Annotated in this window: 19 protein-coding genes and 1 pseudogene; 6 read left to right on the forward strand and 14 right to left on the reverse strand. The window is 63.0% G+C overall.

Annotation, left to right across the window (positions count from 1 at the left end; genetic code table 11):
• Positions 1-109: 109 nt before the first annotated feature.
• From tolB to ybgC, 5 genes are all read right to left on the reverse strand, one after another.
• Positions 110-1,414, reverse strand: coding sequence for a Tol-Pal system beta propeller repeat protein TolB (gene tolB, locus NKJ64_RS07090; protein WP_023673841.1), 1,305 nt, complete (start codon positions 1,412-1,414; stop codon positions 110-112).
• Between the two features lie 38 nt (positions 1,415-1,452).
• Entirely contained in the window at positions 1,453-2,610 is a 1,158-nt protein-coding gene (tolA, locus tag NKJ64_RS07095; protein ID WP_352462225.1) for a cell envelope integrity protein TolA, read from the reverse strand.
• A 7-nt stretch (positions 2,611-2,617) separates the two neighbouring features.
• Entirely contained in the window at positions 2,618-3,070 is a 453-nt protein-coding gene (gene tolR / locus NKJ64_RS07100) for a protein TolR (protein ID WP_023673843.1), read from the reverse strand.
• A gap of 9 nt (positions 3,071-3,079) precedes the next feature.
• Positions 3,080-3,790 carry a protein TolQ gene (gene tolQ / locus NKJ64_RS07105; protein WP_023673844.1) on the reverse strand — a complete coding sequence of 237 codons (711 nt, stop codon included), beginning with the start codon at positions 3,788-3,790 and terminating at the stop codon, positions 3,080-3,082.
• A gap of 312 nt (positions 3,791-4,102) precedes the next feature.
• The gene (gene ybgC, locus NKJ64_RS07110) at positions 4,103-4,573 is read right to left on the reverse strand and encodes a tol-pal system-associated acyl-CoA thioesterase (protein ID WP_352462227.1); all 471 of its coding nucleotides are present in this window, start codon (positions 4,571-4,573) and stop codon (positions 4,103-4,105) included.
• Positions 4,574-4,638: 65 nt separating this feature from the next.
• Here ybgC and NKJ64_RS07115 point away from each other — a divergent pair, with 65 nt between their 5' ends.
• Complete coding sequence (locus NKJ64_RS07115; RefSeq protein WP_352462229.1) at positions 4,639-5,895, forward strand: glycoside hydrolase family 5 protein; 1,257 nt, start codon at positions 4,639-4,641, stop codon at positions 5,893-5,895.
• A 140-nt stretch (positions 5,896-6,035) separates the two neighbouring features.
• Here NKJ64_RS07115 and NKJ64_RS07120 read toward each other — a convergent pair.
• The 6 genes and pseudogenes from NKJ64_RS07120 to NKJ64_RS07145 all read right to left on the reverse strand — a co-directional run bounded on the left by NKJ64_RS07120 (position 6,036) and on the right by NKJ64_RS07145 (position 10,637).
• Positions 6,036-6,921: pseudogene (locus NKJ64_RS07120) on the reverse strand (metallophosphoesterase).
• Positions 6,922-7,055: 134 nt separating this feature from the next.
• Positions 7,056-8,093 carry a Holliday junction branch migration DNA helicase RuvB gene (gene ruvB / locus NKJ64_RS07125; protein WP_023700287.1) on the reverse strand — a complete coding sequence of 346 codons (1,038 nt, stop codon included), beginning with the start codon at positions 8,091-8,093 and terminating at the stop codon, positions 7,056-7,058.
• Positions 8,094-8,136: 43 nt separating this feature from the next.
• Positions 8,137-8,757, reverse strand: coding sequence for a Holliday junction branch migration protein RuvA (gene ruvA, locus NKJ64_RS07130; RefSeq protein WP_352462230.1), 621 nt, complete (start codon positions 8,755-8,757; stop codon positions 8,137-8,139).
• A gap of 10 nt (positions 8,758-8,767) precedes the next feature.
• Positions 8,768-9,274, reverse strand: a complete 507-nt coding sequence (ruvC, locus tag NKJ64_RS07135) for a crossover junction endodeoxyribonuclease RuvC (protein WP_023668769.1) — start codon at positions 9,272-9,274, stop codon at positions 8,768-8,770.
• Positions 9,275-9,340: 66 nt separating this feature from the next.
• On the reverse strand, positions 9,341-9,871 hold the full coding sequence (rcdA, locus tag NKJ64_RS07140; RefSeq protein ID WP_023668768.1) for a protease adaptor protein RcdA: 531 nt from the start codon (positions 9,869-9,871) through the stop codon (positions 9,341-9,343).
• A 385-nt stretch (positions 9,872-10,256) separates the two neighbouring features.
• Positions 10,257-10,637: a hypothetical protein gene (locus NKJ64_RS07145; RefSeq protein WP_023668767.1), complete on the reverse strand. Its 381-nt coding sequence runs from the start codon at positions 10,635-10,637 to the stop codon at positions 10,257-10,259.
• Positions 10,638-10,948: 311 nt separating this feature from the next.
• On the opposite strand from NKJ64_RS07145, the gene NKJ64_RS07150 reads away from it, so the two are divergent.
• Positions 10,949-11,500 carry a DUF2269 family protein gene (locus NKJ64_RS07150; protein WP_352444878.1) on the forward strand — a complete coding sequence of 184 codons (552 nt, stop codon included), beginning with the start codon at positions 10,949-10,951 and terminating at the stop codon, positions 11,498-11,500.
• A gap of 7 nt (positions 11,501-11,507) precedes the next feature.
• On the opposite strand, the gene NKJ64_RS07155 is transcribed toward NKJ64_RS07150, so the two are convergent.
• Positions 11,508-12,278, reverse strand: coding sequence for a sulfite exporter TauE/SafE family protein (locus NKJ64_RS07155; protein WP_023668765.1), 771 nt, complete (start codon positions 12,276-12,278; stop codon positions 11,508-11,510).
• Between the two features lie 229 nt (positions 12,279-12,507).
• Here NKJ64_RS07155 and NKJ64_RS07160 point away from each other — a divergent pair, with 229 nt between their 5' ends.
• Positions 12,508-13,005 (forward strand): GNAT family N-acetyltransferase, encoded by a 498-nt coding sequence (locus NKJ64_RS07160; protein ID WP_023824263.1) that lies wholly within the window; start codon positions 12,508-12,510, stop codon positions 13,003-13,005.
• Here NKJ64_RS07160 and NKJ64_RS07165 read toward each other — a convergent pair.
• On the reverse strand, positions 12,962-13,405 hold the full coding sequence (locus NKJ64_RS07165; protein WP_031199504.1) for an Lrp/AsnC family transcriptional regulator: 444 nt from the start codon (positions 13,403-13,405) through the stop codon (positions 12,962-12,964). The genes NKJ64_RS07160 and NKJ64_RS07165 overlap by 44 nt on opposite strands.
• Before the next feature lie 123 nt (positions 13,406-13,528).
• Between NKJ64_RS07165 and NKJ64_RS07170 the strand changes: the two genes are divergently transcribed.
• The 3 genes from NKJ64_RS07170 (at position 13,529) to NKJ64_RS07180 (ending at position 16,348) form a co-directional block, all read left to right on the forward strand.
• On the forward strand, positions 13,529-14,446 hold the full coding sequence (locus NKJ64_RS07170) for a DMT family transporter (protein WP_023716071.1): 918 nt from the start codon (positions 13,529-13,531) through the stop codon (positions 14,444-14,446).
• A gap of 143 nt (positions 14,447-14,589) precedes the next feature.
• Positions 14,590-15,237 (forward strand): thiamine phosphate synthase, encoded by a 648-nt coding sequence (locus tag NKJ64_RS07175; protein ID WP_352462232.1) that lies wholly within the window; start codon positions 14,590-14,592, stop codon positions 15,235-15,237.
• Positions 15,238-15,283: 46 nt separating this feature from the next.
• Positions 15,284-16,348, forward strand: a complete 1,065-nt coding sequence (locus tag NKJ64_RS07180) for a tetratricopeptide repeat protein (protein ID WP_196814895.1) — start codon at positions 15,284-15,286, stop codon at positions 16,346-16,348.
• Positions 16,349-16,357: 9 nt separating this feature from the next.
• Here NKJ64_RS07180 and NKJ64_RS07185 read toward each other — a convergent pair whose 3' ends face one another.
• The gene (locus NKJ64_RS07185) at positions 16,358-17,374 is read right to left on the reverse strand and encodes a zinc-dependent alcohol dehydrogenase family protein (protein ID WP_352462234.1); all 1,017 of its coding nucleotides are present in this window, start codon (positions 17,372-17,374) and stop codon (positions 16,358-16,360) included.
• Positions 17,375-17,382 lie beyond the last annotated feature (8 nt).

Consider the following 17,382-nt stretch of genomic DNA (forward strand, 5'->3'; position numbering starts at 1 on the left):
CGGAAATGCGGCCAAAACGCGACTTTGGCGTGAAAAAAGCCCCAAAACGGGGCTTTTAAGGTAGTGTTGCCGAGTTGCAACGAAGCGAGCGGGCCAGGCCGAAACTTAGTTACTCCAGCAGCGGCGACCACGCCGGGTCGGAAGCAAAATTCGCGGTCGGGATCGACTGTTCGTTGCGGCCGGTGAGATCGACGGAAACCAGTTTTGGGCCGCCGGCGGAGTCGCGGAAGAACATCAGCACGCGGCCGTTGGGCGCCCAGGTCGGTCCCTCCTGCTGGAAGCCCGAGGAGAGGATGCGCTCGCCCGAACCGTCGGTCTTCATGACGCCGATCTGGAATTCGCCGCCGGTCTGCTTGGTGAAGGCGACGAGGTCGCCGCGCGGCGACCACACCGGCGTCGAATAGACGCCGTCGCCGAACGAGATGCGGGTCTGGCCCGAGCCGTCGGCGCCCATCACATAGATCTGCGCGCGGCCGCCACGGTCGGAAGTGAACACCACTTTGCTGCCGTCGGGCGAATAAGACGGCGAGGTATCGATCGCCGTCGAATTGGTGAGCCTGGTGGTCGAGCGGCTGCGCAGGTCCATGGCAAAGATGTTGGAATTGCCGTCGTCGCGCAGCAGGCTCATGATCACCTTCTGGCCGTCGGGCGAAAAGCGCGGCGCAAAGGTCATGCCGGGAAAATTGCCGACCAGTTCGCGCTGCCCGGTCTCGATCTGCAGCAGATAGACCCGCGGCTGGCCGCTTTCATACGACATGTAAGTGATTTCCTGCCGGTTGGGCGAGAAACGCGGCGTTAGCACGATCGAGCGGCCATCGGAGAGATAGCGCACATTGGCGCCGTCCTGGTCCATGATGGCGAGCCGCTTCTTGCGCGCATTCTTGGCGCCGGATTCGTCGATGAAGACGACGCGTGTGTCGAAATAGCCCTTCTCGCCGGTGAGCTTCTCATAGATCGCATCGGCGATGATGTGGGCGACACGGCGTTGATTTGCGTCGTTGGCGAAAAACTGCTCCCCGGCTATCTGCTGGTTGCCAAAAATATCCCATAGTCGGTACTGGGCGCGGATTCGGCCGTCCGCCTCCTTGCTCACGCTGCCGGTGACCAGCGCCTGCGCATTGATCACCTTCCAGTCGTCGAAACGGGGCTGCGCATCCGGATTGGCGATCTTCTCGATGAAGGCGTTCTTGTCTATCGGTGCGAAGAGACCGGAGCGCTTCAGGTCGGCGGTGACGATCTCGGAAATCTGCGCGCCGAGCCCTCCCTGGAAATCTGGGATGGCGATCGGCATCGGTTCGACATTGCCTTTGTTGACGTTGAGCTCGAGGGTTGCTCGAGCAGGCAAGGTGACGACGGCGTTCATGCCCATCGCCATCGCGGCGACCATCAGGAGCGGCTTGAGGATGGATTTCATGTCTTCTCGCTTCTCTTGCTGATTTCTGGGTGCTCAGGCTACAGGCCAAGCATCGCTCTGGGATCGAAGTTGACGCGAACGTCGGACCAAATGTCATGCTTTCCGGCGGGCACCTGCAGGCCGGCGACATCGCATTTCTGCACAGCGCGAACCGCGCTGCTGTCGAATTGGGGGTTGCCGCTGGACTTCTCGACGGTCGGACGGCCCTCCAGCTTGCCGGAGGCATCCAGGCTGAAACGGATCACCACGGTGAAATCCTCAGAACCCTCAAGCCCAACCGGGAGGGTCCAGCAGCCACCGAGCTGTTCTTCCAATGCCCCTTGCTCGGACTTCGACAGCTTCTGGCCTTGATCCTTGTCGCCGCCTAGCGATGCCTGCTGGGTCGAGCGCTTGGCGCCGCCGCCGGATGGCTTCTGCTTGTCGAGCAAAGCCTTGATGTCAGCCTCATTGAACTGCTTGTCATCCGACTTCGGCTTCGACGAGGCTTCCTTGACCGGCTTGTCGGTGTCCTTGCGGTCCGGAGCCTTCGCGCTTTCGGCCTGCGCCGGCTGCGGCTTCGGCCGTGCTTCGGGAGCAGGAGCGGAAGTCGGAAGCTGCGCTTCTTCCAGAGGCTGCTGATCCGATATGGCTTCGGCGACCGCATCGGGCTTCACGCGTGGCTTCGGCTCTATGGCGGCGGTCGTGTCCGGCTGCGGTGTTGGTGCAGGCTCCTTCACCGGGGTCGGCTTCGGTTCAACCTGCTTCACCGGCTCGGGCTTGACCTCTTCCTTCGGCTGCGGCTCCGGCGCCACCTCCGTCGCAGGTGTCGGCTTCGGCGCTTCCTTTGGCTTCGGCGTGTCCTCGGTCTTCGGCTTTTCGGTCGGCGTCGGCGCCGGAGCAGCCGTCGCTGTTTTCTCCACCGGCTTCGGCTTGGGCTCGTCCGTCACCGGCTTGTCGGTATCAACGCTGTTCTCGCCGATTTTCTGTGCATCTGGCACGATGTCGGGACGCTTGGTCGGCATCGGCGCCGGCTTTTCGTGCATCACCGCCTTCTTGTCGCCCTGCAGCGTCTGCGGAATGGCTTCCATGGGAACGATGTCGACCGCTATCGACTCCACATCCGTGGACGGCAGCGCGGCCGGCGCCGACAGGGTGAACAGGCCGAAAGCCAGTGCCACCGTATGCAGTATCACCGATGTGGTGAGGCCGGTCTTCATCGTGCGTCTACTGATCCTGTTGCTGCAGTGAAATCAGGCCGATATTCTTGTAGCCGGCGGCCTGGATGAGGGCCATCACCTCCATCGCGGCGCCATAGTTGGTCGCCTTGTCGCCGCGGATGAAGATGCGCTCTTCGTAGCCGGTCTTGGAAATCGCCTGCAGCTTGGCGACCAGCTCTTCCCTTGGGATTTCGGTCTCCTGCAGGAAAATCTTGCCGGCCGCGTCGATCGAAACGGTGATCGGCTGGGTGTCGGCGTTCATAGCCTTGGCCTTAGTCTCCGGCAGGTCGACCGGCACGCCGACCGTCAACATAGGTGCGGCGACCATGAAGATGATCAAGAGCACCAGCATCACATCGACCATCGGCGTGACGTTGATTTCCGACATCAATGCATGGTGGCGGCCGCGCCGCCTGTGTCCGCGTCCGCCGCGTCCTGCCATGCCAACCGACATACCCATCTTCTTACCTCAGCCCTTAGGCGCTACTTTTTCATCGATTTGGCGCGAGAGTATGGCGGAGAACTCGTCTGAGAACCCTTCCATCCGCACCGCGATCTTGTTCGCGTCGGATGACAGCTTGTTGTAGGCGATAACCGCCGGAATGGCGGCGAGCAGACCGATGGCCGTCGCCAGCAGCGCTTCGGCAATGCCGGGTGCGACAACCGCGAGACTGGTGTTCTTCGAACCGGCAATAGCTTGGAACGAGGTCATGATGCCGATGACGGTGCCGAACAGGCCGATGAAGGGTGCAGCCGAACCGGTGGTGGCGAGAAAGCCGAGACGGCCCTCCAGCTTCTCCATCTCGCGCGTCAACGCCAGGTCCATCGCCTTGTCGATGCGGGTCTGCAGGCCGAGCGGCGATTTGGCCCCCTTCTCGAAGCTCTTCTTCCATTCGCGCATGGCGGCGACGAAGATCGCACCCATGCCCGTGGTCTTGCGGTCGGCAAGCGTGCGATAGAGCTCTTCCAGCGACTGCCCCGACCAGAACACCTGTTCGAAGCGATTGAGCGACAGACGCATGCGGGCATAGCTGACCAGCTTGTCGACGATGATCGCCCAGGTCCAGACCGAGGCGCAGAGCAGACCGATCATGACCAGCTTGACCACCCAGCTGGCCTGTGTGAACAGCGCCCAAATCGACAATTGCGCTGCCGGATCGGCGAGTGCGGTAGTTTCCATGCTTCAGTCCTTAAGATTTTCCGGGCATCGCTGGCGGCTGGCCCATGGGCATCCCTTGTGGTCCGTTCGCGCTTGGCTTCCGGATTAACCCCAAAATGCACCGTTGGCGGCCTTTTCAGGGCAAATATTGGTGAAAGGAAGGCGCGCGGATTCTTCCAATCTTCACCGATCTCTTCATGAACCGTTATGGTTAAGGATGGGTTAGGAAATATGGCGCGGCGCATTGCCGCGCCAAGGCACGACGCGGGCCATCCATCCACAATCGAATGCGCTGCCGATTGGCCGCTCGTTGCCGGCCGGCAGGCCTGGATATCAGCTTGCTCCTGGTAGAAAGGCCGCGATCCATTCTTTCGGAAAGCGCTTCGGCCGGCCGTTCTCGCCGATGATCGCCGCCTCGACCTTTGCTTCGACCAGAACCTCTGTCCCGCGTTTCAATTGCTGCGCCATGACGATGCGGGCGCCGGAAATATCCTGCGTTGATGTGTCGATGGTCAGGATGTCGTCCATGCGGGCAGGCGAGCGGAAATCTATCTCCATCCGCCGCACCACCCAGACGATCCGTTCGCCGTGCTTGCCTTCGTGAAGTTCTGTGTGGTGGACGCCGGCCAGCCTGAGATAGTCCGAGCGGCCGCGCTCGAAGAATTCGAGATAGCGCGCGTGGTAGACGACGCCGGAGAAGTCGGTGTCGGCATAGTAGACTCGCGCCATCAGCCGATGGCCGAATTCCGTCAAGGCTCCGGAAAGCCCGGCAGCAAGCTGCGCCGATTCACCATGATCGTCCATCGCGCTTTCCTTTTTGCCCCCGGCGGGGCACCTGTCTTGCCAAAATCACCAGCGCAGCAAACCGGATGGCACTGTTGACGGCGATGATCAAGACCGTGATGGCAGCGCTGCTGGTGCTGGCGGCGTCTGCGCTGCCCGGTCAGGCCGCGAGCTTTTCGATGAAGCGCGGCCTCAACCTCGACCAGTGGACGACCTGGGTCGGGGAAGACAAATGGAACGACCGACAAGCCATCCTGCCCTATCCGGAATGGCGCAAGTTCCTCGACGAGGATGACCTCAAGGCACTGAAGGCCGCCGGCTTCGACTTTCTGCGCATGCCGATCGATCCCTCGCCGTTTATGTCAGATCAGACACTGGCGCTGCGCGACGACCTTTATGCCAGCGTGCGGGACTCGGCGCGCATGATCAACAGGGCCGGTCTGAAAGTGATCGTCGACATGCACCTGATCCCCGCCGGCGGCGGCCGCAAGATCGGCATGGGCCAGGTGATGGACGACCCCGCAACCTTCGACGCCTATGTCGAGGTCGTCCGCAAAATGGCGCGCACGCTTGCCACTGAGGACCCGGCGCAGGTCGCTTTCGAGCCGATGAACGAGCCTATCGTCGACTGCGACAGCGATGGCACCAGGCTGTGGCCGGAGCGTCAGCAAAAGCTGTTCGCGGCCGCGCGCGCCTCGGCCACCAGGCTGACGCTGATCCTGACCGGCGCCTGTTATTCCAATGCGGCTTCGCTGGTCAGGATCGACCCAAAGTCGATCCCCGACGACAACCTCATCTGGACCTTCCACTCCTACGACCCGTTCCTGCTGACGCATCAGGGCGCGACCTGGGCCGGCGATTTCATTCTTTATGTTACCGGGCTGCCCTATCCGCTGACCGCGGTGCCGCGCGCCGAGCTCGATGCGACGCTGGATGCGATCCGCGCCAAGATAAAAGCCGAGGCGCCATGGACCAGACGGAACGGCCTGCTCGCCTATCTCGATGAACAAGCCGCCAGCATGGACACGGACGAAAAGCTGCTCGGCGTCATGGATGCGCCGTTCGAAAAGGTCGAGGCCTGGGCGAAGGCCAACGCCATCAAGCCGGAAAACATCACGCTGGGCGAGTTCGGCATGATCCGCCAGGAGTATGGCAACCCCTATGTGATGCCGCCCAAATACCGCGCCGCCTATGTCAAGGACATGATCGCGCGCGCCGAGGCGCATGGCTTCTCATGGTCGGTGTGGAGTTTTGGCGGCGCCTTCGGCATCGTCGATGCCTTCAACGGCGAAAAGGCCGAACCCGCCGTGATGGATGCAATCCGCTCGCTCCATTCGCCCTAGGGCATGTCGAGATTTCAGGTCAGGCCGAGTCGGAAACGAGGGGTTCCGAGAACCGGAAGGGAGCGGACTTTGGTCCGTGACTACCGGAAGCGCAGGAACACCTCATTTGCAGGCCGGCATCACCTGAATACCGGCATGCCCTAACCGAGGTCGATCTGCAGGATCTCCGGCCGCATGCCAAAGCGCACCGGCGCGATGCTGAAGCCGAGTCCGCCTGACACGATCAAATTGCGGTCATTCTCGACGACATGGCCATAGGCAAAGCGGTTGCCGAAGCGGGACGGCACCACCGGTGAATAGCCGAACAGCCTGACCTGCCCGCCATGTGTGTGGCCCGACAGCGTCAGCGAAACCCGCCACGGCACTTTCGGGAAAATGTCAGGCTCATGCGCAAGCAGGATGATCGGTGCCTGGTCGGTGATCTTGGCCAGCGTGCCGTCGAGATCGTCCAGGCCTTCAAATCTGTCGCGGCCTGCGGCCATGTTCGGTAACAGTGCCAGCTGGTCGGCGAGCCCGGCGATCCAGAAGCCGTATCCATCCTTTTGCAGGCGCACGGCGTCGTTCTCCAGAACCGAGATGCCGGATTCCTCCAATGCCTTGCGCGCCACAGTCCCCGCTCCGGCCTGCTGCGCGAAAGGATCGTGCCACCAGTCGTGATTGCCGAGGATCGACAGCACACCAAGCGGCGCCTTCAGTCCTGACAAGGCCGGCGCCCATTCATGGGCCTCCACCCGGTTCGTCACCAGGGACATGCCTGAGAAATAGTCGCCGAGCAGTACGATCAGATCGGGCTTCAGCACGTTCGCATCTTCGACGAGCGAAGCGATCCGCTCAGGCGTCATCCAGGGACGGCAGGCGTGAATATCGGCAAGTGCTACGACGCGCAGGCCAATGCGGCGGCGTCAGCTGGTAGCGCTTCACATGCGTCAACAGCATCGGCTCGATGCCGACCGCATAGGCACTGAGCGAAGCCAGCGAGAGGAACGAACCTCCGGCGAATTTCAGGAACCCGCGTCTGGTGATCACTTTTCTGGCTCCGACCTTGATCGGAGCAGTTCGCGCCGACATTGCGACGCCCGATACAATCGAGGAATGCGCCTTCACGCTGGCAGGTTTGAGGAGATTCTGCACAGAAATCCGTTCCGAAGAACAAATGTCCGTTACTCTTCCTGGAACAGGTTGATCTGCTGCTGTGCCAGATCCTTTGGCGCGTCGAGGCCGAGATGGCGCCAGGCGTTGGCGGTCAGCACGCGGCCGCGTGGCGTGCGTTGGATGAAACCCTGCTGGATCAGATAGGGCTCGATAATGTCCTCGATGGCGTCGCGCGGCTCGGAGAGGCCGGCGGCGATGGTTTCGATGCCGACCGGCCCACCACCGAAATTGCGCGCGATCATCGAGAGATAGCGGCGGTCGAGTGCGTCGAGGCCGAGCGCGTCGACCTCGAGCCGGGTGAGAGCTTCGTCGGCAATCTGCTTGTCGACGTGGCCGTCGCCGGCGACGGAGGCGAAATCGCGCACGCGGCGCAACAGCCGGCCGGCGATGCGCGGCGTGCCGCGGGCGCGGCGCGCAATCTCAAGCGCGCCGTCGTCGCCGAGCGGCATTTGTAGGATACGGGCGCCGCGGCGCACGATCTGCTCCAGTTCCTCGACCGAATAGAAATTAAGCCGCACCGGAATGCCGAAGCGATCGCGCAGCGGGTTGGTCAAAAGGCCGAGCCTGGTGGTGGCGGCAACGAGCGTGAAGCGGGCAAGATCGATCTTGACCGAGCGTGCCGCCGGACCTTCGCCGATGATCAGGTCGAGCTGGAAATCCTCCATCGCCGGGTAAAGGATCTCCTCGACTGCCGGATTGAGCCGGTGGATCTCATCGATGAACAGCACATCGCGGTCTTCGAGATTGGTGAGAAGTGCGGCGAGATCGCCGGCCTTGGCGATCACCGGACCGGAGGTCGAGCGGAAATTGACGCCGAGCTCGCGCGCCATGATCTGCGCCAGCGTTGTCTTGCCAAGCCCCGGCGGCCCGACGAACAGCACATGGTCAAGCGCCTCGCTGCGGCCCTTGGCGGCCTCGATGAAGACTTTGAGATTGGCCCGCACTGCGGCCTGGCCGACGAAATCGGCGAGCGTCTGCGGCCGCAAGGTCTGCTCAGCATCCTCGCCGCGCTTTTCCGGGGCAATGAGGCGGGGTGAAAGGCTCATGCGGCCTTCCTCGCACAGGGCAAAGGACCGGACAAGCAATCACTCACCGCGCCAGTTCCTTCAGCCCGAAACGAATGAGCTTCGAGGCATCGGCGTCCTCGCCGGCCGTCTTCAGCGCCGCCGCGACAGCATTGGCTGCTGTGTCGCGCGAATAGCCGAGATTGACCAGCGCCGAGACGGCGTCGGTAATCGGCGCCGGCGCCACGCCTTCGCCGAGCTCCTGCTTAAGGCCGATGGTGCCGGAGGCGGTTCCGGCACAGGCCGGCGCCTTGTTCTTCAACTCGGTGACGATGCGCTCGGCCACCTTCTTGCCGACGCCGGGCGCGCGGCTGACCATGGCGATGTCGCGCAGCGCGATCGCATTGGCGAGGTCTGCCGGCGCCAGCGTCGACAGGATGGCCAGCGCCACCTTGGCGCCGACGCCTTGCACATTGCTCATCAACAGCCGGAACCATTCGCGCTCAAGCACCGACTGGAAACCGTAGAGCCGGATCATGTCCTCGCGCACATAGGTCTCGATGAACAGCACCACCGCCTCGCCGGGCGAAGGCAGCGCGGCCAGCGTGCGCGCCGAGCAATAGGCGACATAGCCGACGCCGTGCACATCGACGAGGCAGAAATCCTCCTCGATCTCGTCCAGCGTGCCTTTCAATTTGCCGATCATGCGTGATCCCTCATGCCAGCGCCATCCTGTAGGCGACGCTTTGCCGGTGATGCGCGTGGCAGATGGCGATAGCCAACGCGTCTGCGGCATGTTCGGTGTCGAAAACGGCTTTCGGCAACAGCACCTTTACCATCATGTGGATCTGCTTCTTGTCGCCATGGCCAACGCCGATCACCGCCTTTTTGACGGCATTGGGGGCATATTCGGCCACAACAAGGCCGGCGCGCGCCGGCACCAGCATGGCTATGCCGCGCGCCTGGCCGAGCTTCAGTGTCGCCACCGCATCCTTGTTGACGAAGGTTTGCTCGACGGCCGCTTCCTGGGGCATGGCCGCATGCAGGATCTCGGCCAGCCCGTCATGCAATTGGCAGAGCCGTGTCGCCAGCGCCGCCTTGTCGTCGGAGCGTACAGTGCCGGAGCTGATAAAGCGCAGCGAGTTGCCGAGGCTCTCGACGATGCCCCAGCCGGTGCGCCTCAGCCCCGGATCGATACCGATAATGCGAATCGCTTCCCTCATGCGCGAAGTCTACCTCCGGCGCACAGCGATGTCAGCGAAATGTGAACAAACCGGAAACGGAGGCGTTTAACCTCGAGCGAAAGCCGTGTTCAGCAGCGTGATCTGGTCGGAAACCGGATTGGCGCGGCGGGCGGCGGCAGGCGTCTCGGCAAACGCGCCGCCATAGATCTCTTCGTCCATGCGGCGCACCAGCGCCTGCAGGCGCAGCGAGCGGGTGACGAGGTCGAGGAAATCCTTCGGCAGTTCGCCCCAGCCGACCGCTTCGTCATGCGCCGAGGCGGTGTCGAGACGCACCTTGGATTTTTCCGAAGCGACCTGGTCGCGGGTCATCTCGCCGGAATTTGCCGCCCGCTGCAAAAGCAGCCAGGAGGCGACTTGCATCAACCTTGTGGTCAGCCGCATCGATTCGGCCGCATAGAGCGTCGCCGCCAGCCTGGACAGCTTCTTGGCCTCGGCCCGGCCCTTGCCGTCAAGATACTCGGCTGCCTGTTCGACCAGGCCCATGCCTTCCTGGTAGAGCGGTTTGAAGGATTGGGAGAAAACCCGGCGTTCCGCCAGCTTGATGGTTTTCGCGATGCCCTTCGAAGGCTCGTTCATCGATACGCCCCTGCACTGCCCCGTCGGCTGATTCGGCTTCTCGCCGTCACGCCGGCACCCTAGATGACTGAAGCTTGAAAATGCGCTTCGCCGCCGGCGAAGGCAAGCACATGTTTAACAAACGGTTAACGCCTGCGCAGGGGCGCCAAGCGGACCAAAAGCAGACAAAAAAAGAGCCGCGGATAAGGCGGCTCTCAGGAGTTTAACAGGGAGGCGTCAAACGAAGTGGCTCCAACCACTCGGTAAGAATCCAGATCACTGGACGGACATAGTAAACACCTGTAAAGCTTAATGAACCCTTAACGGCGCGGATATTTCTTGATCGACCGCTGCCCTTCTGTGCCGTATCAGCACAACGGTGCCCTAAGCCTGATCGTCGGCTTGTTCATGCCTTCTTCCACACAGCCGGCAAGGAAATGAAGGCGAACAGCAGCATTGCCGCATAAAACCCCATCGAGGAGGAAGCCAGCACCGGCTCGATCTCCGGATGGCCGGCAAGTTCAAAGTAAAGCCCAATCATCAGTGCGATGCCGCAGATTGCCGTCAGCCAGAAATGCACGACGGCAATCGTCTTTTGCCCGACCGCTGGAAACAGGTGGTAGAAGAAGGCAAACACCGCCGACATCAGCCAGCCCGCCACCATGGTGTGCGCGTGGGTCGGCATCTGCCCATGGTCATTGGAGATCGCCATATGCAGGCCGAGCGCCATGCCGCACAGGGAATAGATGACGGCCAGGGTGAAGAAATTTCGTGCTACGCCTTGCATGGAATACCCTCGTTGGTTGTTGCAGACTTGGTCCGACCGCGCGCGGCCAAAATGGAGCGTCGGTCGCGAGCGGCTTAGTCCCCGCAGGTTTCAGGATCATGCCGCGAAACCAGCCAATGCCGACACGGCGTCTATCCGGCAAATGCCGGGTATTGTGCGGGCTGGCGGTAAAATCCGGCGACGGCGCCACCGCAACAAGCCGGCACCCACGCGGCATCTTCTGGATACATGTACGGAGATAATCCGCCCTCCTTCGGAAGCAGACGCGCGATAGCAGCGTTTACCCCCGGAACGATGCACAAGGAGCGGCAATGGACTGGTATTCTCTCTTCAAATTCCTGCATGTCATGGCAGCGATCCTCTGGCTCGGCGGCGGTTTCGCCATGCTGCTGGTTTCGATACTCGCCGATCGCGACGGCGACGACGAGACGCTGATGGTCATGCTGAGAACGACGGACAAACTCGGCTTGCGTCTGTTCGTGCCGGCGTCTATCGCGACCCTGGCTTCTGGTCTGGTGCTGACTTCGCTATGGACCGGCTTCTCCGACCTTTGGGTCGTCATCGGCCTTTGCGGCTACGCCGCCGCGTTTCTGACCGGTATCCTCGTGCTCAAGCCTTCGTTCGAAAAGCTTGCCACAATGCTTGCCGCGGACGGCATGACCCCGGCTGCCATAGCGTTTGGGCGCCGCATGATACGGATCGTCAAGTTCGATTTCGTCATCATGATCGTCGTCGTCGCCGACATGGTGCTGAAGCCGACCGCGCACGATATCGCCACTCTCGGCGCAATGGCGGTCGTGGTCATGGGTGGTGCATCGCTGACCTTTGCGAGCGCCCCGCGAACCAAACCGGCAGCCGCCTGAGCGGGATTTAGAGCAGGCCGGCGATCCCGTCCCAAAGCAGCTTGACCGCGACCACGGCCACGGTCGCGTAGGTGAAGGGATAAAAAATCTCCGGCCGCATGCGCCGCACCAGCCAGGCGCCGGCGATGGTGGCCAGCGGCGCCAGCGGCATCAGCACGGCCGACGCCGTCAGGTTGGCGGTGTCGAACTGGCCAAGCGCGAAGTAGGGGATCAGCTTCAGCGCGTTGGTGGCGGCAAAGAAGATCGCCGATGTCCCCGACAGCACCTTCGGATCGAGCCGGATCGGCAGCGCATAGACCTGGAAGGGGGGCCCGCCGACATGGGCGACGAAGCTGGTGAAGCCGGCGACGGTGCCCCAGAAGGCGGCGGCGATGCGGTTGGGCGCCGCCGCATGGTCGGAACCGTGGCGGAACTGGAGATAGAGCCAGCGCAGCACGAAGATCAGCGCGACAGCGCCGACGATCAGCCGCACCATCTCTTCGGTTACGAGCGCTGCCGTCAGCCAGCCGAGCCCAATGCCGATCACCGCGCCCGGCATCATGTCGACCAGCATCTTTCTGTCATACACACCCCACCACGTCCACACCGAAACGATGTCCATCAGGCACAGGATCGGCAGCAGGATGGCCGCCGCCTGCACCGGCGGCATGGCCAGCGCCATCAAAGGCACGCCAACGAAGCCGACAGCGCCGCCGAAGCCGCCTTTCGACAGCCCGACAAGTATCACCGCCGGAATGGCGGCGGCATAAAACCACGGATCGGCGAGCAGACCTGACATGAACTGGAAATGCTGGAGGGAAGACGGTTGCCCTGCAATAGCCCAGAAACCCTTGCGCCGCGACCGGGAAAATGCCGGCCGTGTCGATCAACTGTGCGTAAAGCGACGGTTCCGGATTTACGGCAAGATCGCCGCCGATGCATAAGGGCGCCGTCCGATGCATCAGGTTTTGACCCCAGGTTTTGGCCCCAGGTTTTGACCCCAGGTTTTTGACCCCAGGTTTTTGACAATGAGCGAACCCCACATCCGCCGCGCCGAAGCGGCCGACCTGCCTGCCATCGTAGCCATGCTCGCCGACGATCCGCTTGGCCGCAGCCGCGAGGATGCGACCGAGCCACTCGCCAAGGCCTATCGCGACGCCTTTGCCGCCATCGACGCCGACCCCAACCAGTTTCTTGCCGTGATGACGGATAGCGGCCGCGTCATCGGCACGTTGCAGATCAGCTATCTCGCCGGGCTGTCGCTGCAGGGCGCCTTGCGCGGCCAGATCGAGGCTGTGCGCGTCGTCGCAGACCGCCGCGGCGAACGGCTGGGACAGCGTCTGCTGGAATGGGCGGTCGAACAGTGCCGTGAACGCGGCTGCAAGATTGTCCAGCTGACCACCAACAAGAGCCGCCAGGACGCGCATCGCTTCTATGACCGGCTCGGCTTCAAGGCCAGCCACATCGGCTACAAGCTGGAGCTTAATTCAGTGGCGGCGGACGGCGCCGGATCGGCTGCGCCTTGATGATGGCGGTGCTGGTCTCCGCCTTGTCGGCGATGCGGTCGAGAAGCTTGTCGAGCTCGCCGATGGAGCGCACGTAGAGCCGGGCCACGAAACAGTCGTCGCCAGTGACCTTGTCGCATTCGCCGAATTCCGGGATCTCCTCGATCAGCTTCTGGACGATATGCAGCTTGCCCGGCAGTGGCCGCACCCGCACGATCGCCTGCAGCGGAAACCCCAGCGCCTCCGGGTCGATCTCGATGGTGAAGGCGCGGATGACGCCGCGTTCCTCGAGCCGCCGCAGCCGTTCCGAGACGCTCGGCGACGACAGCCCGACCTGCTGCGCCAGATCCTTCAACGAAGTCCGCGAATCCAGGATCAGGATGTCGAGAAGCTTTCTGTCCAACTCGTCCAACTTTATCATCTCCTCGCAAAAGGGCTGCGCGCACCTTATTGAATAAGGTCCTGCCCCCCTATCACCTTTCATAGGGTATATAAACCCTCAAGACGGCATGAGATTATGGCCTCAACAGATAGAGGTATTGTCATGGACAACACGGTACGCGGCACGATCGAGATGACGGCGGCGATGACGATCGTCGGCACGATCGGCTGGTTTGTCGTCATGTCGGGCCAGCCCGTCATGGACGTGGTGTTCTGGCGCTGCGCTTTCGGAGCGGTGGCGCTGCTGATCACCTGCGCGGCACTCGGGCTGCTGCGCGGCAGGCTGACGCTGCGCATTGTTGCCATCGCCGCTCTTGGCGGCGCGGCCATTGTCATCAACTGGCTGTTGCTGTTCAGCGCCTTCTCCCGCGCCTCGATCTCGATTGCCACGGCGGTCTACAACACGCAGCCCTTCATGCTGGTCGGCTTCGGCGCGCTGTTCTTCGGCGAGCGGCTGACCCTGGCCAAGCTGACCTGGCTCGGCATCGCCTTCGCCGGCATGCTGCTGATCGTGCAGACAGGGCCCGATGCGGGTGTCGGTTCCGGCATAACCGGCACAGATTATGTCATCGGCATCGTCATGGCGCTCGGAGCGGCCTTCTTCTGGGCTGTCGCGGCAATCGTCGCCAAGAAGCTCAAGGGCACCCCGCCGCATCTGATCGCGCTGATCCAGGTCTGCGTCGGCGTCGTCATGCTGGCGCCCTTTGCCAACCTCTCGCATTTGCCCGCCGATGCCTGGAGCTGGGCCATGCTGGCCACGCTTGGCGTCGTTCACACCGGCCTGGTGTACATATTGATGTACGCCGCCATCCAGAAACTGCCGACGCATCTGCAGGGGTCGCTGTCCTTCATCTATCCTGTCGTTGCGATCCTGGTCGATGTGATGGCCTTCGGCCACCGGCTGCATCCGGCCCAGCTCGTCGGCGCAGCCGCCATCCTGATCGCCGCCGCCGGCATGAATCTCGGCTGGACTTTGTGGAGGGCCAAATCGCCGGCCGAAAGCCCGCAAGCCGTCAAATGAGCCGCAGAGCGTCGGCTCGCCGGCGATCGTAAACCAAAGCCATCGCATCGATCCCCGCCCGCCTGTTCAAGGCGGGCGCTTTGTTCTATGCCGCAATGCAACCATCTTCGCCCGGCATAGGCGAAACCCGGGATCGAAAGCCAATGAACGACGCAACACCCCCCAACCGCTGCCGCATCGTGCTGATCGCACCCAAGGACGCTCCGGCGCGCCGCATTGCGGCTGCCTTCGACGGCGGTGATATCGCTTCGCTGATCCTGCCTGAAAACGGCATGGACGAGGCTGCCTTCCAGGCTTTTGCAGAACAGATCGTACCGGCCGCGCAAGCGGCCGGCATCGCTGTCATCATCGCCGGCGATACCCGCATTGCCGGCCGTGTCCAGGCCGACGGCATTCATGTCGAGGTTTCCAAGGACGCGCTCGCCGAGACCATCGAACACTTCCAGGGCAAGATGATGGTCGGCGCCGGCGGCGCCAAGACGCGCGACGACGCGCTGGAACTCGGCGAAACCAGGCCCGACTACATCTTCTTCGGCCGCTTCGGCTACGACAACAAGCCGGAACCGCATCCGCGCAACCTGTCGCTCGGGCAATGGTGGGCGGACGTGATTGAGATCCCTTGCGTCGTCATGGCCGGTTCCGCCATCGCTTCGGTAGAAGCGGTGGCCGCCACTGGCGCCGAGTTCGTGGCGCTGTCCAGCGCCGTCTTGGCCGAAGGCGCCGATCCGAAGGCGGCGATTGCCGCCGCCAATGCGCTGCTCGACCAAACCGCGCCGCGCTTCGAGGGCTGACGTGCGCCGACCTGGACTTCCTCTGGCGGTTCTCGTTGCGGCCTTGATGAGCGGGGCAGCGATCGCGGCGGAAACCGTTCCGCTGCCGCAGCCGAGGCCGGACACCAGCGCGCCCGCCCTCAGCGTGCCGGATGCGGTCGCCCCCGATACGGGTGCCCCGAAAGCCGGTGCCACGGATTCCGGCGTCCATATCGAAAAGCCGATCGACACCCCGCTGCCGCAGCCCGCGACAACCGCGCCGCTGCCGTCGGCCGACGCGATCAACCCAGAGCGTTTCGGCGCCAAGCCGGCGGACCCCGCCTATGGCGCTTTCCAGCGCGGTCTTTACAAGACCGCCTACAATCTGGCGCTGGTGCGGGCCAAGAATGGCGACCCGGCGGCGCAAACGCTGGTGGCCGAGATCCTGTCGCGCGGGTTGGGCGTGCCGCTCAACCCAGCGGAAGCCGCCAAATGGTATGCGCAGGCCGCCGAGCAGGGGATTCCTGAATCGCAGTTCCAGTATGCGCTGATGCTGCTCGACGGCCGCTACGTCAAGAAGGACGAGAAGGGAGCTTATGCGTTGATGCAGGCCGCCGCCGAGGCCGGCAACCGGCTGGCGCAGTTCAACTTCGCGCAATTGCTCGTGCAGCAGGATCCGGGCGATGCCGGCATCGCCAGGGCTGTGCCTTATTATGAGCGTGCCGCGGCGACAGGGCTTGCCGACGCCCAGTATGCGATGGCGCAGGTTTATGCCAATGGCGTCGGCGGCAAAACCCGCGACGATGCAAAGGCCCGCAGCTTGCTGGCACAGGCTGCCAGGCAGAACTACGACACCGCGCAGATCGATCTTGCCGCCTGGATGATCGAGGGCCGGGGCGGTGTTCGCGACCTGAAATCCGGCTTCAACTGGATGAAGCAGGCAGCTGAAGGCGGCAATGTCGCTGCCCAGAACCGGTTGGCAAAGCTCTATATGGGCGGCATCGGAACCGACCCCGACCTGATCCTGGCCGGGGCCTGGTATGTGGTCGCCCGCCGCGCCGGCCTTATCGATCCGGAGATGGACGATTTCCTGCAAGGGCTGACCGACGATCAGACAAAGCAAGCCTTGCAGAAGGCCAACCGCCTGCCCTGACACGCAACGTCACTGTGTATGATCCAGCACAACCTTGCCGAAGGGAGAGCCGTGTTCGAGATGGCGAAAGGCCTGCGCTGCCTCTGCCCATGGGAAGACCCGGTCGATCACCGGCCGCAGCCGATTGACGGCGAGCGCCCGGTTCATCGCTTCGAAGGACTCGCGCGAGCCGACCGGTATGCCGCGTGCTTTCACCTGGCGTCGGAAGATGTCGAGCGGATTGATCACCCCTTCGCTGCCGCCGAGATAGCCGATGACGTTGATCTGGGCGCCGCGCGCCGACGCCTTGAGCGACTGCGCGAAACTTTGGGGACCACCGACTTCGATGATGTGGTCCGCGCCACGGCCATCGGTCAGCGCCAGCACGGCCGACGACCAGTCCGGATTGTCGCGGTAGTTGATGCCGTGATGCGCGCCGAGCTCTTTGGCCCGGACAAGTTTCTCATCGCTACTCGACGTAACGACGACCCGCGCGCCGGCCGCCTTCGCGAACTGCATGGCAAACAGCGATACGCCGCCCGTGCCGAGGCTGAGCACGGTCTCGCCCGGCTTGAGGTTGCCTTCCGTAAACAAGGCATGCCAAGCGGTGACGGCGGCGCAAGGCAATGTCGCCGCCTCTACGTCGCTGAGATGCGCCGGCGCGATGACAGCCGCCTGTTCGTCCAGCCGGGCGAATTCGCTCAGCAAACCGTCGATCGGGCCGCCGCGCTGGTAGGAAGGTTCGGCCATGGCGAAGCTGCCGCCGACCCATCGCTGCCAGAACGTGCCGCAGACCCGGTCGCCAACCTTGAAGCGGCTGACCTCGGGGCCAAGCCCGACGACCTCGCCGACGCCGTCGGAAAGCGGCACCAGCGGCAAGGGGAATGTCGTGTGATAGCTGCCGCGCGCGATCTCGACATCGCGATAGTTGAGCGCCGTCGCCTTGACGCGGACGATCATCTCCTGACGGCCGGGCTCCGGCATTGGTCGTTCGACCATCTTGAGATTGTCGATGCCGCCCGGCTGCTGCAGTTCGATTGCCTTCATTGTCGTCG

Origin of the sequence: Mesorhizobium sp. M0062 (assembly GCF_040323125.1) — a bacterium.
Classification (GTDB): Bacteria; Pseudomonadota; Alphaproteobacteria; order Rhizobiales; family Rhizobiaceae; genus Mesorhizobium.

Bases quoted from the DNA above. Each gene is read 5' to 3' on its own strand.
- tolB (WP_023673841.1), bottom strand. From the start codon at position 1,414: ATGAAATCCATCCTCAAGCCGCTCCTGATGGTCGCCGCGATGGCGATG.
- tolA (WP_352462225.1), bottom strand. From the start codon at position 2,610: ATGAAGACCGGCCTCACCACATCGGTGATACTGCATACGGTGGCACTG.
- tolR (WP_023673843.1), bottom strand. From the start codon at position 3,070: ATGGGTATGTCGGTTGGCATGGCAGGACGCGGCGGACGCGGACACAGG.
- tolQ (WP_023673844.1), bottom strand. From the start codon at position 3,790: ATGGAAACTACCGCACTCGCCGATCCGGCAGCGCAATTGTCGATTTGG.
- ybgC (WP_352462227.1), bottom strand. From the start codon at position 4,573: ATGGACGATCATGGTGAATCGGCGCAGCTTGCTGCCGGGCTTTCCGGA.
- NKJ64_RS07115 (WP_352462229.1), top strand. From the start codon at position 4,639: ATGGCACTGTTGACGGCGATGATCAAGACCGTGATGGCAGCGCTGCTG.
- ruvB (WP_023700287.1), bottom strand. From the start codon at position 8,093: ATGAGCCTTTCACCCCGCCTCATTGCCCCGGAAAAGCGCGGCGAGGAT.
- ruvA (WP_352462230.1), bottom strand. From the start codon at position 8,757: ATGATCGGCAAATTGAAAGGCACGCTGGACGAGATCGAGGAGGATTTC.
- ruvC (WP_023668769.1), bottom strand. From the start codon at position 9,274: ATGAGGGAAGCGATTCGCATTATCGGTATCGATCCGGGGCTGAGGCGC.
- rcdA (WP_023668768.1), bottom strand. From the start codon at position 9,871: ATGAACGAGCCTTCGAAGGGCATCGCGAAAACCATCAAGCTGGCGGAA.
- NKJ64_RS07145 (WP_023668767.1), bottom strand. From the start codon at position 10,637: ATGCAAGGCGTAGCACGAAATTTCTTCACCCTGGCCGTCATCTATTCC.
- NKJ64_RS07150 (WP_352444878.1), top strand. From the start codon at position 10,949: ATGGACTGGTATTCTCTCTTCAAATTCCTGCATGTCATGGCAGCGATC.
- NKJ64_RS07155 (WP_023668765.1), bottom strand. From the start codon at position 12,278: ATGTCAGGTCTGCTCGCCGATCCGTGGTTTTATGCCGCCGCCATTCCG.
- NKJ64_RS07160 (WP_023824263.1), top strand. From the start codon at position 12,508: ATGAGCGAACCCCACATCCGCCGCGCCGAAGCGGCCGACCTGCCTGCC.
- NKJ64_RS07165 (WP_031199504.1), bottom strand. From the start codon at position 13,405: ATGATAAAGTTGGACGAGTTGGACAGAAAGCTTCTCGACATCCTGATC.
- NKJ64_RS07170 (WP_023716071.1), top strand. From the start codon at position 13,529: ATGGACAACACGGTACGCGGCACGATCGAGATGACGGCGGCGATGACG.
- NKJ64_RS07175 (WP_352462232.1), top strand. From the start codon at position 14,590: ATGAACGACGCAACACCCCCCAACCGCTGCCGCATCGTGCTGATCGCA.
- NKJ64_RS07180 (WP_196814895.1), top strand. From the start codon at position 15,284: ATGAGCGGGGCAGCGATCGCGGCGGAAACCGTTCCGCTGCCGCAGCCG.
- NKJ64_RS07185 (WP_352462234.1), bottom strand. From the start codon at position 17,374: ATGAAGGCAATCGAACTGCAGCAGCCGGGCGGCATCGACAATCTCAAG.